Raw genomic sequence first — 14883 nt, forward strand, 5'->3', positions numbered from 1 at the left:
GCGCGAGCCGCCATTGATTGGTGTCGCTGAGAATTGGTTGAACTGATCTACAGCCGTTGCTCGAACCAGCGGGCAACTTCTGCTCCTTCTCGATCTTCGATTAGGTCGATGAATCCTTGCAACTCGCTAATGTCTTCTGCGTGCGACCTGACAAGGAGCGCGTCCATAGCCTCCGTGCCGATGCGACGATGCAGGTCCCACAGAATGAGTGGCCCGCGAAAATAAAGGAGCGTCTCGCGCCCGTCGAACTCGCCTTCATCGCGCATGGAGCCTTCGATCGACCCTGAGACGCGCTGCATCTGTTCGAACTTCTCTCCGAGCCATTCATCGCCCCACACGGTCTGGGCGTATCTCTGCGCGACGTATTCCGCGAGGCTTTCGGTCATGAATTCGTCTGGCGTGCCCGCCGCGCCGGATATCCACCAGAAATGAGCGAGCTCGTGGGCGATGGTGAAGTCCTGTTCCTGCGGCGGCGCAACGCCGATGAAAAAATAGTCTCCGCCCGTCGCGTAGGCCATGCGGGACCGCGTGACCCCGATATCGGGATTTGCGTAGATGATCTTCACCTCGTCTCGAGCGCCGCGCGGCGGGCCGATAAGGTTTGTATAATAGGCATAGGCGTCCCGCGCCCTCGCCAGCATCTCGTCGGCGCGCGGTTCGCTGCCGAGCGTGTGGAGCCGCGCTTCCAGACCCGGCGCAAGCTGCCGTGCGGTGATGGTGTATCGGGGCGAGGCGGCGAAAGTGATGCGCCCCAGAATAGGTTTGCCCGGATCTACGATCCAGCGACCATTCGCGTCGCGCTCGATCTCACCGGGGCCGATGACCCGATACCCGTCAGGGACCTGCACGGAAATCCGCGATCGGAGCCGGTTTTCATCCCGCCAATAGGGATACCACAAAGTGCCGAGGCTAAGTTCCGTCCAGTCCTCGCTGATGAGGCCGCGTCCCCATTCGATGCTGTCATCCCTGATGAAGCCCGCGTAAGCGAGGTCGATCGTGACGCGCTGTCCTGCCTGCAGCGGCTGCGCAAATCGGAGCGTGACGCGCTGGGTATTCGGCATTTCGTATGTGCCGAGAACGATCGCCCCTTCCCTGCTCATCGTTGCAGGAACGCTGGGTTCGAACCGTTCGATTTCCAATCCGTTGTTGAGCATGAATGCCGCTTCGGTAGTCGGACCGTCTGCCACGATCTCGATAGTGCCGCGCACGGCGAGATGCTTCGACACCGGGGTGACGTCGACTTCGAGGTCATACAGATTGGCCAAATCGTCCGATATTGATTGCGAGGAAACCGGTCGGCTTGCGTCGGCTGCGCATCCCGATGAAGCGATCGCTAGGGATATTGCTGCCAGCCAACGCATGGTCTTTTTCCTTCAGGCAAGATACAAGCGATATCCGTGAGGGTTAGCTGAAGAGTTGGCAACCCGGCCGGCGCTTCGTCATCGCTATTGTCGACGAAAGGAGCAGCACATCTGACAAACGAGCGTCTGCTTCGAGCAAAAACTCAAGCCAAACCGAACGACTGCTATTGGGGTCGGAAGCTGACATTCGCCAAATCACCGCCTCACGGTAGCGCCCAAGCTTTGTCCGAGCTATTCGTGGCTCTCATGCTCACTCCCACCCTCACCACGCAGCGTTTCACCTGCCGCCAATTACGTGAAGGGGATGAGGACGCATTCTGGCCCGCTTTCTCCAGCGAGACGCATATGCGCTACTGGTCCTGCGCTCCATTCACCGACACAGCGGCGCTGCGCGATTATATGTTCGACGACAAGTGGGACGGGCGCACATGGATTGCCGAACCGAGGGAAGGCGGCGCGCCGGTGTTTCGCATGGTCGCCAGCTCTCCGCATGAGGCGGTCGCGGAGATTGGCTATATCATCGTGCCGGGCAATGAAGGGAAGGGGATTGCGCGGGAGTGCGTCTCTGCACTTATCACCCATCTTTTCCGGGCAGAGGGATACCATCGCATCTTCGCCGATGTCGATCCGCGCAACACGCCGTCCAATCGCTTGCTGGCAAGGCTCGGCTTCACGCGGGAGGCGCATCTTCGCCATGCGATAAAAACGCATATCGGCTGGTGCGACACGTGGTATTGGGGGCTGCTGTCAGATGAATGGGGCGAATAGGCCGGATTCAGAAAGTGTTATCTAGAAAGTGACGCGCGCGGGCGTTAGGCTTCGCGGCAACAACCACACAACGGGGGTAATTTCAATGCGATTCGGATTTCACAAGACCGCTCTGCTCATCGGCGCGGCGGCTATTATGGCGCCCGCCACAGCTTTCGCGCAGGCGCGCGATCTCGACAGCGCGCAGAGCGATGTGCGCGTCTTCCAGGGCACCGTCGACAGCGCAGAGGCGGTGTACGAAGTCAGCGTTCCAGCAGGCTCCGTCATGCAGATCGACGTGATGAGCACATCCGATCTCGATCCGATCGTGACTGTCACCGACACCGCCACGGGTGAGCAAATTGCAGAGGATGACGATGGGGGCGAGGGGCTCAACTCCCGCGTGCGCATACGTGGTGAGGACACCGGCCGCCGCATTTCCATCGCGGTCAACAGTTTCGATGCCAGCTGGGTGGGCGATGGTGAGACCTATGGCGGCAGCTTCGACCTGCGGCTGGAAACCAGCGAATATGTGCCTGTGGAAACCCGCACGGTGACCTATGGTGCGCGGGAGACGGGCCGTATCGATGGTGAGCCGAACCTGTTCGAAATTGCCGGCGTCGCTGGCCAGATGGTCGAGATCGCGCTGCTCGCAGGCGATGACCAGATGCTGGATCCGCTGCTCGAACTGCGCGATGCCTCGGGTGAAGTGATCGCTTACAATGACGATGGCGGGAACGGGCTGAACTCTTACATCGCCCATGTGTTCGAGGAAAGCGGCACCTACACCATCGCCGCCACCGGCTATAGCGAAAGCACGGGCGATTTCATCTTGCGCGTGCGTGACCAGCGCGAAGCCACTGCGCAATTGCCCCTGCAAGTTATCGGCTTTGCCGACCAGGCGAGCGGCGATCTTGCCTCTTCCTTCTCGGATGATCCGATGCGCCCGAGCTTCATCGATTACCAGCTGAGCGAAAGCGCGTTGGCAGCGATCCGCAGCGGCGATGGCGATGTGACGATCCGCATGAACGCTGTCGAAGGCGGCGATGCCGATTTCGGTGGCGACATTGATCCCTATCTCGAGGTCGGTTTCGACACCCCGCTCGGCTTTGCCATCGTGGCAACGGATGATGACGGATCGGGCACGCTCGATTCGATGCTCCCGCTCGATCTCGGCCTGCTGGCCGACAATCCGGAACTGCTCTCCATGCTGCGCATCCGCGCGAAGGGCCTCGGCGGTTCGAGCGGCGCCTACACGCTGGAGATTACCGAAGGGATGGAAGCGCGTGCAGAACCGATCGATTTCCCGGCTCCCGTGATGATCCCGCCGCCCGCGCCTCCCGCATCGGCAGATTAATTTAGCGATGGAATGACGAAAAGGGCGGGGTGAGATTGTTTGTTTCAAGATCGCCCATCCGGGCGATCGTCCTCGCTAGACGCGCTCCGCTCCGCTCCGCGCCCGCTGCGGGCGGCCGTTCGGCCTTGCGGGCTGGTCGCCCGTGCTCCGCGGAACCGTTTGACCGTTGTGCTGGGATCGGGCGCGAAGCGACCGACCGAGCGCACGGCGCGACCCGCAGGTGCCGCGCAGGCGGACGCAGCCCGCCGGAGCGAATAGCACCGAGGACGAAGCCGCGGATGCGGCTTCATGAAGAAATGAGCTTCTCCGCCGCCTCGCGCCGTTCGCGCATTTTGTCGAGCTTCGCGTTGAGGCTGGCGAGGACCTGCGGGCGGCGTGCGCGGGCTTCGGCGCGCAGTTCGGCCTTCACCTCCTCGCGGATGCGTTCGTAGAGCGGATGCCCCGGCACGACATTCGCCAGCGCGCCATTACTGCCATACCGATCCGCCCGGCGATTCTTCAGGAAGAACATCACCAGCGCCTCGTTATGACGCACTTCGGTGCCGAGCACCTTGCCCGAAGAGACGACCATCCGCTCCTCCCCCGCAATCGCCCGGGCGAGCGCGCAGTCCTCTAATCGGCTAACCCCGCGATCCACCGCCGCCTCCCAGGCCGCCGCAAACTCCTCCGCACCCGGCCGCTGGCGCAGCTTGTACAGCGCCTCAAGCGAAGCCCCGATATGCCGCGCCGCCTGCTTGACGATGCCGGTGGCCGCCAGATGCGCGATAAACGCACGCTGTCGGTCCGCCGTGATCGAATTCTTGCGCGGATGGGTGTGGGGGGCGGGGGTGAACCCGAGCAGAGGATCGTCCTCCGCAAGCGGCTCGGCAGCGGGTGCGGTGACGTAGGAAGTGGCTTGGGAGGGTGTTGCGCGAGTCATGCGATACGTTCCAGCAACGCACCCGAACTGTAGGAAAGCGTTTTCTATCCGGCGAAAGTCTCGGCGACCAAAGGCCGACGACAGCCCGCAACCGCGGGCGGCGCAGTAGGGCGGAACCCAAGAGAGCGGACGTGAACGCCGGCGCTTGAGGCTAAACAAACAAGCATGCGCGCGGATGAAGCGGGGGCTGGGGCTGTAGGAAAGGTGGACGTTCAGTGTGGTGGGGGAGGTTTAGCCTCCCCCTTACGGCGTTTCTCAGGACAACTTTCGCAGTATGTCTGGTGATCTAGTTCGCGCCTCTGATTGCTCAGAACCACACAGCCGCGCGCTTCACAATAGCGATCATGTTCTTGAATTTGTCCATATCCACCTCCGCATTTAGAGTTGGGCCGAAACCCAAGTTGATTTCACACAAGGTGATACCAAGCATAGACGCGAACCAAGACACGCCAGATTTTATGTGCTGCTTCCAGTTCTCCTTCGTCGAACTCTCGATCTCGAAATGGAGTTTGATGGGAGCATTTCAAGATCGTGCGCTACTAACTCTTCACTTGGTCTTTCCTTCTCGAAAGCCAATAGCCTCGTAGTACGGCGCCTACTTCTTGCTAGGCGGCGGCGGGGGTGGTTTTGGCGCTCTCGGGGCAGGCATGGTGCCGGTGCCTGGCTGCGGTCGCGGACTGTAGGCTGGGCTACGCGGCGACGGTGAAGCCCCGAATGTCCCATGGCCTGGTGGTTTCGGTGGCGAATTCGGGGAAGGTTTCTTGGTCATTTGCTCTCATCAGATTTACAGAAGCGAATACAAATATGGAGAGAAGGCTCACTGGGAAAGTCCATAAAGCTACAGCATTTAGTGCTTCGAGCCAAGAAGCGCGCGGCGGTTCTTCGTCATTTAGAGCCTGTCTTCTTGCATCAATCGCCTTTCTGGATTCAACGAAGCTGAGTGTGAGGGCAAGAAGTCCAAAGCAACTAGAAAGCCAAGCCATCACTACGAGCCAAAGAAGCGCCGCTGATCCCAATGGAAACAAGTCAGCGACGAATGATATAGAAGCTGCAAACAGAGCCGTATGAGCCAAACCAATAAATGAGTCCCGCTGGGCCTCATTTTGATTGTGTGCGGCGTCAAGGGAGGCAAGTTCCGCATCATACTCTTCTTTAGATCTTACTGGATCGGCCATTGCTCTCATCCTTCAGAAGGTAGAACTTATCTCTTACTCGCAGATAACTTCTGAGTGGCATCAATTACGATAATGTCGGAAGCTGGTTTGTCTAAACCTTCTCTGTAGGTCTTGATGGACTCTATCTGGGTAAGCTTTTTCCCAAGATCGCCGAAGTTCATAATCACGAAGATTCCGATCTCCGTTTGGGCTGCATTCTTGTAGATTTCCAATTGCCGCTCATACCCATGCTTTACCGAGCCGCCAGAACGCTTCATCTCGACAACTACTCTGCATTTGTAGCCGTTCGAAAATTTAAAATCGACAGGGCCACCGCCCATGTTCGCTTCTGGCGAGATATCGATATTGTTGGCTTTGCAGAATGAGTCAGCGATCGCGAAAAACAAAAGTTGGGCCGCCCTTTCCCTTTTGGGCTTCCCATCAATCCAAAGCTCTTCCCAGAGATTTCCATTTTCAACATGATGCTTGAAAACTTCTAGTGCATCAATTGCTACGGCTTTGACGGCCTGAGGTCCGGAGCTGAGATCAAAGTGTTTTGGAGACGTGATCCCAGAAAAGCCTCGAGCTAAGATGTCACGCATCTTATAGTAGCCAAGAGCATCGTCGTTGGGGTCGTAGTGAGAGTTGTACTCCTTCACCATCGCCAGAAATTCTTCAAACGCATCCTTGGACGAAAGTGCAAAATGGCGAATGGCTTCCTTTCGCTCTTCAACTGTCGCCATAGTCATGGCGTTGAAAAACTGGTTCACCTCGCCCCGATAAGCCGAGTTGTGATTGATCGAGTTTTCGATATCGCGAGGACTTCGCGCTATCGGCAATTCGCGGACTATATCTTGCGGCACAAGCAAGAGCGGTTTTTCGTCTCCTGAGCCATCTTTGTACATTGGCAATTTTATCTGAGGGCAAAGATCATTTTTTGCCATTGGCACACCGTGCGCAATACAAAAATCGTTGGTAATCTGGGCCAGAGCTGGTGTGATAACGTGCGTAGTGAAATCACTAATTGTATCTGGTCCAACATCTTCTTCGAAGAATGGCATTAGAGAAATCATCTCGGGGTCTCTTGAGCCCAGTCCGATCACCTCGGACGCAGTTCTCATTATCGCATTCTTAATCTTGGCAGGTCTTGAACTGCCTGATCTACCTGTCGTGCCATAGCCTAGACCATTGGCTGGCGGTTCGGACAGATCAATCATTGATCTAGCTCCTTTCCAAGGAGCGTCGTTAGGCGCTTTTGATAACGCTAATAGCCGAACGAATCTTGCGAAGTGGGCCTTGAACTCTTTCAATCCGTCGTCACTGATTTGTGGAAATGCCGATTTGCCAAGCAACAGCGGGTCAATAAACAGCGGAGTATCGACCTCAATAAACGGATCAATAAGCCCTGCAGCCTCCAACGTGCCGGCGGCAAGTCCAAACTGCGCCGAAAATAAATTTGGGTCGGAGATTTTTCCCATGCCGAATTCCTTGCTGATCGTTGGCGTTACCATGGCGCATATTTGACCTACACTATTCTTCGCTATTACAACTTCGTAATCTCCGCCATCACTGTCCCTTGACCCCCACCCGAATCCTCACTAAGTGCGCGCCCATCCGAGGCGTGCTCTGCATCGCCCCGGTCAGATAGAGCTGAACATTGCCGGTTACGTCCCGGGGCTCCTCGTTTTCGATGAGGGGCTCTTTTCTATTGCAGCGGAGACGCTGGGGGCAGCCGCCAAAGTAACCCGGTGCTCAAGCGCGTCGGGTGGAGCGTTTCAGGCTCGCGCGAATGGTCGCTTGGTCCGCACTTGCTGCGGGGCACACCTTCGCACGAACCCGATACATTCCATCCGGTGCCGGTAGCGCCATCAACGGGTGAAGGGCTGATCCCACCGTTTCCGCGTCCGCGCGGGCGGGCAGGGCGCTCCCCCAACCCACTAAACACGGTGAAGAGTATTTATGCCGACTATTAACCAGCTGGTGCGCAAGCCGCGCAAGCCGATTGTCAAGAAGAGCAAGTCTGCAGCCATGCAGTCCGCTCCGCAGAAGCGTGGTGTTTGCACCCGCGTCTACACGACGACCCCGAAGAAGCCGAACTCCGCTCTGCGTAAGGTGGCCAAGATCCGCCTGACCAACCAGCGCGAGATCATCGCCTACATCCCGGGCGAAGGCCACAACCTCCAGGAACACTCCGTGGTGCTGATCCGCGGCGGCCGTGTGCGCGACCTTCCCGGTGTGCGCTACCACGTGCTGCGCGGCGTGCTCGACACGCAGGGTGTGAAGGACCGCAAGCAGTCGCGCTCCAAGTATGGTGCAAAGCGGCCCAAATGATTTGGTGCGGTCAGGCATCCGCCTGACCTCGGTGCCGGCCCGTCTCGCGTTTTAGTCTCTTGGCCCAAACCACCCGAAGTCCAAGCCGGGTGGTTGGCCAAAGAAACGGAAACAATCGAAGACGGACCGACACAGGTTAGAGTTCAATCGCGGGGCCTGCACGCTCCTCCACCCGGACACCTTACGAAGGTATCCTCCTGGGTGGCCGGGTGGGGGAGTGGGCTGGCACCGCAAGGCGACCCGGATGGGGAGCCGCACTCCGAAGGAGTTAAGAAGAATGTCACGTCGTCGTCGTCCCGAGAAGCGGGAAATCCTGCCTGATCCCAAGTTCAAGGATCAGGTTCTGTCGAAGTTCATGAACAACCTCATGCTGGACGGTAAGAAGGCCGTTGCTGAGGGCATCGTGTACAGTGCGCTCGACACGGTTGAAGCCAAGGCCAAGACCGATCCGATTGCGCTGTTCCATGACGCGCTCAACAACATCAAGCCGCAGGTCGAGGTTCGCTCGCGCCGTGTGGGTGGTGCTACGTATCAGGTGCCGGTCGAGGTTCGCCCCGAGCGTGCCCAGGCGCTCGCCATTCGCTGGCTGATCGGTGCTGCCCGCGGCCGTGCCGAAACCACCATGAGCGCACGTCTCTCGGCTGAGCTGATGGATGCTGCCAACAACCGTGGCAACGCCGTCAAAAAGCGCGAAGATACGCACCGTATGGCCGACGCGAACCGCGCGTTCAGCCATTACCGCTGGTAACAGGCGGAACATTGCAGGCGGGCTGCCCGTTCTCTTCGGTGAGTGACGGGTGGCCGGCCTTCAAGCTGTCACATCTACGACTATATGGGGCGCGAGTTATTGTCCGCCCCCAACCCAAGGAATTGTAATATGGCCCGCGACTATCCGCTGGAGCGCTATCGCAATATCGGCATCATGGCGCACATCGATGCCGGTAAGACCACCACGACCGAGCGTATTCTCTACTACACCGGCAAGTCCTACAAGATCGGCGAAGTGCACGATGGTGCCGCGACGATGGACTGGATGGAGCAGGAGCAGGAGCGCGGGATCACGATTACGTCTGCTGCGACCACGACTTTCTGGACCGCCGAAGATCCGACGATGGACGTGATGTCCTCGCCCGAAGATCTGCGTGCGAACCAGCCCAAGCACCGCATCAACATCATCGACACGCCGGGCCACGTGGACTTCACCATCGAAGTCGAACGTTCGCTGCGCGTGCTTGACGGAGCTGTGGCAGTTTTCGACGGCGTGGCCGGAGTTGAGCCGCAGTCCGAAACCGTCTGGCGCCAGGCCGACAAGTACCGCGTCCCGCGTATGTGCTTCATCAACAAGTTGGACCGTACCGGTGCCGACTTCTACTACTGCGTGCAGTCGATCATCGACCGCCTCGGCGCAACGCCGCTGGTTTTGTATCTCCCGATCGGTGCCGAGAGCAATCTGCAGGGTGTTGTCGACCTCGTCGGCAACCGTGCGATTGTCTGGGACAATGAGCAGCTGGGTGCGACCTACTCGCATGAAGAGATCCCCGCTGATCTCGCAGACAAGGCTGCCGAGTATCGCGAGAAGCTGATCGAGACCGTCGTCGAACAGGACGACGATGTGATGGAAGCTTACCTCGAAGGTGATGTGCCCGATGTGGCGACGCTCAAGCGCCTTATCCGCAAGGGCACCATGGCGCGCGACTTCGTGCCGGTGCTGTGCGGCTCGGCGTTCAAGAACAAGGGTGTGCAGCCGCTGCTGGACGCTGTTGTCGATTACATGCCGTCGCCGGTCGATGTGGAAGCCATCAAGGGCGTCCTGCCGGGCGAAGATGCCAAGGAAGAAACCCGTCCGTCCTCGGATGACGAGCCCTTCGCGGCTCTCGCCTTTAAAATCATGAACGATCCGTTCGTCGGCTCGCTCACCTTTACCCGCATCTATTCGGGCAAGCTCTCCAAGGGCGCTGTCCTGAACTCGGTAAAGGACAAGAAGGAAAAGATCGGCCGCATGCTGCTGATGCACTCCAATAACCGTGAGGACATCGAAGAAGCATTCGCCGGCGACATCGTCGCAATCGCAGGTCTGAAGGAAACCACGACCGGTGATACGCTGTGCGATCCGTCCAACCCGATCATTCTCGAGCGGATGGAATTCCCAGATCCGGTTATCGAACTGTCGGTGGAGCCGAAGACCAAGGCCGACCAGGAAAAGATGGGCGTCGCGCTCAATCGCCTGGCTGCCGAAGATCCCAGCTTCCGCGTCAGCACCGATCACGAATCGGGCCAGACGATCATCAAGGGCATGGGCGAGCTTCACCTCGACATTCTCGTCGATCGTATGAAGCGCGAGTTCAAGGTCGAAGCAAACGTCGGTGCGCCGCAGGTGGCGTATCGCGAATCGCTCGCCCGTGAAATCGAAGTCGATTACACCCACAAGAAGCAGTCGGGTGGCTCGGGCCAGTTCGGCCGCGCCAAGATGGTCATGACCCCGGGTGAACGCGGTCAGGGCATCATTTTCGAAGACGAGATCAAGGGCGGTAACATTCCGCGCGAATATATCCCGTCGGTTGAAAAGGGCGTTCGCGAGCAGGCTGAAAGCGGCTATCTTGTCGGCTTCCCGATCATCGACTTCACCATCCGCCTGATCGACGGCGCCTATCACGACGTCGACTCCAGCACGGTGGCCTTCGAAATCACGGGTCGCGGTGCGATGCGTGAAGCGGCAGAACGCGGCGGCATCAAGCTGCTCGAGCCGATCATGAAGGTCGAAGTCGTCACTCCCGAGGATTACCTTGGCGACGTGATCGGCGACATGAACTCCCGCCGTGGCCAGATCCAGGGCACCGATAGCCGCGGCAACGCACAGGCTGTCGAGGCCTTCGTGCCGCTGGCCAATATGTTCGGCTACGTGAACGAGCTGCGTTCCTTCACCCAGGGACGCGCGCAGTACACCATGCAGTTCAGCCACTATGACGAAGTACCGGCAAGTGTGGCGCAAGAGGTCAAGGAGAAGCTTGCTTAAGACAGAGCAAGCGTTTAGGGGCGGCGCCTGATTCAACGGGTGCCGCTTCCCTCCCGGTGAAATTCAATTTTGACTAACAGAGGTTATTGAGAAAATGGCGAAGGAAAAATTTGAGCGGAACAAGCCGCACTGCAACATCGGCACCATCGGTCACGTCGACCACGGCAAGACCACGCTGACTGCTGCAATCACCAAGGTGATGGCTGAAACCTACGGCGGTGCTGCTGTCGATTTCGCAAACATCGACAAGGCTCCGGAAGAGCGCGAGCGTGGTATCACCATCTCTACCGCTCACGTGGAATACGAAACCGACGCGCGTCACTACGCGCATGTCGATTGCCCGGGCCACGCTGACTATGTGAAGAACATGATCACCGGTGCTGCGCAGATGGACGGCGCTATCCTGGTTGTGAACGCTGCTGACGGCCCGATGCCGCAGACCCGCGAGCACATCCTGCTTGCCCGTCAGGTCGGCGTTCCGGCTCTGGTTGTTTACATGAACAAGGTCGACCAGGTTGACGACGAGGAAATCCTCGAGCTCGTCGAACTGGAAGTTCGCGAACTGCTCAGCTCGTACGACTTCGACGGCGACAACATCGCCATCGTCAAGGGTTCGGCTCTGGCCGCTCTCGAAGGTCGTGACGACGAAATCGGCAAGAACTCGATCGTTGAGCTGATGAAGGCCGTTGACGAGCACATCCCGCAGCCGGATCGCCCGGTTGACCAGTCGTTCCTGATGCCGATCGAAGACGTGTTCTCGATTTCGGGTCGTGGTACGGTTGTGACCGGCCGTGTTGAAACCGGCGTTGTGAATGTCGGCGACGAAGTCGAAATCGTCGGCATCAAGGACACCACCAAGACGACCGTGACCGGCGTTGAAATGTTCCGCAAGCTGCTCGACTCGGGCCAGGCTGGCGACAACATCGGCGCCCTGATCCGCGGTGTTGGCCGTGAAGAAGTTGAGCGTGGCCAGGTTCTGGCGAAGCCGGGTTCCGTTACGCCGCACACCGAGTTCAGTGCAGAAGTCTACGTCCTTTCGAAGGACGAAGGTGGCCGTCACACGCCGTTCTTCGCCAACTACCGTCCGCAGTTCTACTTCCGTACGACTGACGTGACCGGCGAAGTGATCCTTCCCGAAGGCACCGAAATGGTGATGCCGGGCGACAACGTCACGATCAGCGTCAAGCTGATCGCTCCGATCGCTATGGACGAAGGTCTGCGCTTCGCAATCCGTGAAGGCGGTCGTACCGTCGGCTCGGGCGTGGTCGCCAAGATCAGCAAGTAATTCAGCCGCACCTTTTGGTGCAGCGAATTTGAAAAGTGGCCCGGTACTCATTTCGAGTGCCGGGCCCTTTTTTTGGAAGCGTATTTCCTGTTCATCCACACTGGTGAACGGTCTGACCATAAATCCCGGATTTCGGGGGTTGTCAGATGGGGGTGTCCCCCGTATATGCGCGCCAACAGAAAGAGATTCGTCTCTTTCGTAACGAATTTTACGGGAAGGCCGCCCGTTCCGGGAAACCGGGCACAGCGGGGCGGGCCTTTTTGTTTTGGGGTTTTGGCTTTCGGGCTTTGATCCTTTGGCTCTTTCGCATCGGTAGTTGGAATTATGGACGCTCAGAATATTCGCATTCGCCTCAAGGCCTTCGATCACCGCGTGCTCGACCAGGCAACTGGTGAGATCGCGGACACCGCCCGTCGTACGGGTGCTCTTATTCGTGGTCCCATTCCTCTTCCGACGCGCATTGAGAAGTTCACCGTGAACCGCGGCCCGCACATCGACAAGAAGTCGCGCGAGCAGTTCGAGGTGCGCACCTATAAGCGGCTGCTCGACATTGTGCAGCCTAACGCCCAGACCGTCGACGCGCTGATGAAGCTCGACCTGGCAGCTGGCGTGAACGTCGAAATCAAGTTGGCCTAAGCCGCAGATTTCGACCGGTCCTTCTGACGGGACCCTAAACGGTCAGAGAGATTAGGGGCTCCTACAGCCCCGCCATCCTTCGGGATCGGCAAGACATAGGGATACCGCCGGACGTTCCTTCGGGAATTTTGATCCGGGCCTGCGTCCCCCGTCTCGCTCTCGCAGCTCGCTGCCTGAGCAATTCAGCCCGGACGGGGCGACGTATCGACAATTCGGGCTGACATGCACCTGGGGGATGGGCCTCCATGTGCCTCTGTGAAGGAGTACGCGTGATGCGCACAGGCGTGATCGCAAAGAAAGTCGGGATGACCCGCCTGTTTCAGGAGGATGGACGTCACGTTCCCGTGACCGTTCTTTCGCTGGAAGGGTGCCAGGTCACTGGCAATCGCACTGCAGAGCGTGATGGATATTTCTCCGTCCAGCTCGGCGCGGGCGATGCCAAGCACAAGAATGTCAACAAGCCGCAGCGCGAAGCTTTCGCCAAGGCTGAAGTCGGCCTGAAGAAGAAGGTCGCCGAATTCCGTGTCGAGAATGAGGAAGGTCTCCTTCCTGTCGGCGCGACGATCACGGCGGATCACTTCATTGCTGGCCAGATGGTCGATGTCACGGGTCACACCGTGGGTAAGGGCTTTGCCGGCGCCATGAAGCGTTGGGGCTTCGGTGGTCTGCGCGCAACGCACGGCGTTTCCATCTCGCACCGTTCGCACGGTTCGACGGGTAACCGCCAGGATCCGGGCAAGGTCTTCAAGAACAAGAAGATGGCCGGTCACATGGGCGATCGTCAGCGTACGCAGCAGAACCTCGAGGTTGTGCGTACGGACTCCGAGCGTGGCCTTATTTTCGTGAAGGGCTCTGTCCCCGGTTCGAAGAATGGCTGGCTGCTGGTGAAGGACGCTGTGAAGCTGCCGCTTCCCGAGGGCGTTCCGTTCCCCGGCGCGATGCGTCGCAACGCTGATGAAACCGCTTCTGAAGATGCAGCTCCCGGCCTGGTCGAGAGCGGTGCAGAGCACGAAGTGAACCCCGAAGTCGATGTTGAGACCCAGAAGAAACTGGCGGCTCAGCAGGACGCGGGTGCAGGCACCGAAAGCGGCATTCCGCCGGCTGACGATGCCAACACCAAGAACGAGGAAGGCTAACGCCATGAAGGTGAAGGTCCAGAAAATCGACGGCAAGGCCGTGTCGGGCAAGGGCGCTGAGGTTGAACTCAACGACTCCGTGTTCGGTGTCGAGCCGCGTGCCGATATCCTGCACCGCGTTGTAACGTGGCAGCTGGAAAACCGTCGCGGTACCGCACGTCCGACGCGTGAGCGTTCAGACGTTGCCCGTACCGGTAAGAAGTTTGGCAAGCAGAAGGGTTCGGGTGGCGCACGTCACGGTGCCCGTTCGGCTCCGATCTTCATCGGCGGTGGTAAGGCTCACGGTGCACGCAAGCGTGACTTCGAGCAGTCGCTTAATAAGAAGATCCGCGCGCTCGGCCTCAAGATGGCTCTTTCGAGCAAGGCCAAGGACGGTCTCGTGATCGTTGACAGCCTTGACGTGAAGGATGCCAAGACCAAGGCGCTCAAAGGCCACTTCGACAAGAATGGCTGGAACGGCAAGGTTCTCGTGATTGACGGTGACGCAGTGACGGACAGCTTCAAGAAGGCTGCCGGTAACCTGCCGGGCGTCAATGTGATGCCGGCCGTTGGCGCGAACGTCTACGACATCCTCAACCACGACACGCTGGTCCTCACGACCGACGCTGTCGAAAAGCTGGAGGCGCGTTTCAATGGCTAAGAAGCAAGCAACCGATGCGCGTCACTACGACGTCATTCTCGCTCCGCACATCACCGAAAAGGCGACGTTGCTGAGCGAAAACAATGCCGTGGTCTTCAAGGTCGCGAACGATGCCACCAAGCCGCAGATCAAGGATGCGGTCGAGGCGCTGTTCGACGTGAAGGTTACCGGCGTGAACACGATCGTCATGAAGGGCAAGACCAAGCGCTGGCGCGGCAAGCCCTACAAGCGGTCCGATCAGAAAAAAGCGATCGTGACGCTGGCTGAAGGCCAGTCGATCGACATCACCGAAGGCGTGGGCTGA

General features: G+C 58.7%; 14 protein-coding genes. 10 read left to right on the top strand and 4 right to left on the bottom strand.

The features are described 5' to 3' along the window. Nucleotides 1-47 precede the first annotated feature (47 nt). Nucleotides 48-1265, bottom strand: a complete 1218-nt coding sequence (locus tag I5L03_RS06230) for a M1 aminopeptidase family protein (RefSeq protein WP_197920892.1) — start codon at nt 1263-1265, stop codon at nt 48-50. 342 nt (nt 1266-1607) lie between these two features. On the opposite strand from I5L03_RS06230, the gene I5L03_RS06235 reads away from it, so the two are divergent. Next, complete coding sequence (locus I5L03_RS06235) at nt 1608-2129, top strand: GNAT family N-acetyltransferase (protein WP_197920893.1); 522 nt, start codon at nt 1608-1610, stop codon at nt 2127-2129. A gap of 85 nt (nt 2130-2214) precedes the next feature. Next, nucleotides 2215-3465 carry a hypothetical protein gene (locus I5L03_RS06240; protein ID WP_197920894.1) on the top strand — a complete coding sequence of 417 codons (1251 nt, stop codon included), beginning with the start codon at nt 2215-2217 and terminating at the stop codon, nt 3463-3465. 286 nt (nt 3466-3751) lie between these two features. Here the strand turns inward: I5L03_RS06240 and I5L03_RS06245 are convergent, their stop codons facing one another. The 3 genes from I5L03_RS06245 to I5L03_RS06255 form a co-directional block, all read right to left on the bottom strand. Further along, on the bottom strand, nt 3752-4384 hold the full coding sequence (locus tag I5L03_RS06245) for a hypothetical protein (RefSeq protein WP_197920895.1): 633 nt from the start codon (nt 4382-4384) through the stop codon (nt 3752-3754). Nucleotides 4385-5073: 689 nt separating this feature from the next. Then, the gene (locus tag I5L03_RS06250; RefSeq protein ID WP_197920896.1) at nt 5074-5559 is read right to left on the bottom strand and encodes a hypothetical protein; all 486 of its coding nucleotides are present in this window, start codon (nt 5557-5559) and stop codon (nt 5074-5076) included. A gap of 26 nt (nt 5560-5585) precedes the next feature. After that, a complete protein-coding gene (locus tag I5L03_RS06255; protein WP_197920897.1) occupies nt 5586-7016 on the bottom strand; it encodes a hypothetical protein in 1431 nt (476 codons plus the stop codon). Between the two features lie 481 nt (nt 7017-7497). On the opposite strand from I5L03_RS06255, the gene rpsL reads away from it, so the two are divergent. From rpsL to I5L03_RS06295, 8 genes are all read left to right on the top strand, one after another. Then, nucleotides 7498-7869, top strand: a complete 372-nt coding sequence (gene rpsL / locus I5L03_RS06260) for a 30S ribosomal protein S12 (RefSeq protein WP_197920898.1) — start codon at nt 7498-7500, stop codon at nt 7867-7869. A gap of 277 nt (nt 7870-8146) precedes the next feature. Then, entirely contained in the window at nt 8147-8617 is a 471-nt protein-coding gene (gene rpsG, locus I5L03_RS06265; RefSeq protein ID WP_197920899.1) for a 30S ribosomal protein S7, read from the top strand. Between the two features lie 129 nt (nt 8618-8746). Continuing rightward, on the top strand, nt 8747-10882 hold the full coding sequence (gene fusA / locus I5L03_RS06270; RefSeq protein WP_197920900.1) for an elongation factor G: 2136 nt from the start codon (nt 8747-8749) through the stop codon (nt 10880-10882). Nucleotides 10883-10976: 94 nt separating this feature from the next. Next, the gene (tuf, locus tag I5L03_RS06275; protein ID WP_197920901.1) at nt 10977-12167 is read left to right on the top strand and encodes an elongation factor Tu; all 1191 of its coding nucleotides are present in this window, start codon (nt 10977-10979) and stop codon (nt 12165-12167) included. A 324-nt stretch (nt 12168-12491) separates the two neighbouring features. Further along, on the top strand, nt 12492-12803 hold the full coding sequence (gene rpsJ / locus I5L03_RS06280; RefSeq protein WP_010234663.1) for a 30S ribosomal protein S10: 312 nt from the start codon (nt 12492-12494) through the stop codon (nt 12801-12803). A 272-nt stretch (nt 12804-13075) separates the two neighbouring features. Continuing rightward, nucleotides 13076-13939 carry a 50S ribosomal protein L3 gene (rplC, locus tag I5L03_RS06285; protein WP_197921478.1) on the top strand — a complete coding sequence of 288 codons (864 nt, stop codon included), beginning with the start codon at nt 13076-13078 and terminating at the stop codon, nt 13937-13939. A 4-nt stretch (nt 13940-13943) separates the two neighbouring features. Continuing rightward, the gene (gene rplD / locus I5L03_RS06290) at nt 13944-14579 is read left to right on the top strand and encodes a 50S ribosomal protein L4 (RefSeq protein ID WP_197920902.1); all 636 of its coding nucleotides are present in this window, start codon (nt 13944-13946) and stop codon (nt 14577-14579) included. After that, a complete protein-coding gene (locus tag I5L03_RS06295) occupies nt 14572-14883 on the top strand; it encodes a 50S ribosomal protein L23 (protein WP_197920903.1) in 312 nt (103 codons plus the stop codon). The genes rplD and I5L03_RS06295 overlap by 8 nt, the downstream gene beginning before the upstream one ends.

The organism is Aurantiacibacter sediminis (assembly GCF_016019885.1).
Classification (GTDB): Bacteria; Pseudomonadota; Alphaproteobacteria; order Sphingomonadales; family Sphingomonadaceae; genus Alteraurantiacibacter; species Alteraurantiacibacter sediminis.

Coding starts and splice junctions, on each gene's coding strand:
- rplD (WP_197920902.1), top strand. CDS start 13,944: ATGAAGGTGAAGGTCCAGAAAATCGACGGCAAGGCCGTGTCGGGCAAG.
- I5L03_RS06235 (WP_197920893.1), top strand. CDS start 1,608: ATGCTCACTCCCACCCTCACCACGCAGCGTTTCACCTGCCGCCAATTA.
- I5L03_RS06255 (WP_197920897.1), bottom strand. CDS start 7,016: ATGGGAAAAATCTCCGACCCAAATTTATTTTCGGCGCAGTTTGGACTT.
- I5L03_RS06295 (WP_197920903.1), top strand. CDS start 14,572: ATGGCTAAGAAGCAAGCAACCGATGCGCGTCACTACGACGTCATTCTC.
- rpsG (WP_197920899.1), top strand. CDS start 8,147: ATGTCACGTCGTCGTCGTCCCGAGAAGCGGGAAATCCTGCCTGATCCC.
- I5L03_RS06250 (WP_197920896.1), bottom strand. CDS start 5,559: ATGGCCGATCCAGTAAGATCTAAAGAAGAGTATGATGCGGAACTTGCC.
- I5L03_RS06245 (WP_197920895.1), bottom strand. CDS start 4,384: ATGACTCGCGCAACACCCTCCCAAGCCACTTCCTACGTCACCGCACCC.
- fusA (WP_197920900.1), top strand. CDS start 8,747: ATGGCCCGCGACTATCCGCTGGAGCGCTATCGCAATATCGGCATCATG.
- rpsL (WP_197920898.1), top strand. CDS start 7,498: ATGCCGACTATTAACCAGCTGGTGCGCAAGCCGCGCAAGCCGATTGTC.
- rpsJ (WP_010234663.1), top strand. CDS start 12,492: ATGGACGCTCAGAATATTCGCATTCGCCTCAAGGCCTTCGATCACCGC.
- rplC (WP_197921478.1), top strand. CDS start 13,076: ATGCGCACAGGCGTGATCGCAAAGAAAGTCGGGATGACCCGCCTGTTT.
- I5L03_RS06240 (WP_197920894.1), top strand. CDS start 2,215: ATGCGATTCGGATTTCACAAGACCGCTCTGCTCATCGGCGCGGCGGCT.
- tuf (WP_197920901.1), top strand. CDS start 10,977: ATGGCGAAGGAAAAATTTGAGCGGAACAAGCCGCACTGCAACATCGGC.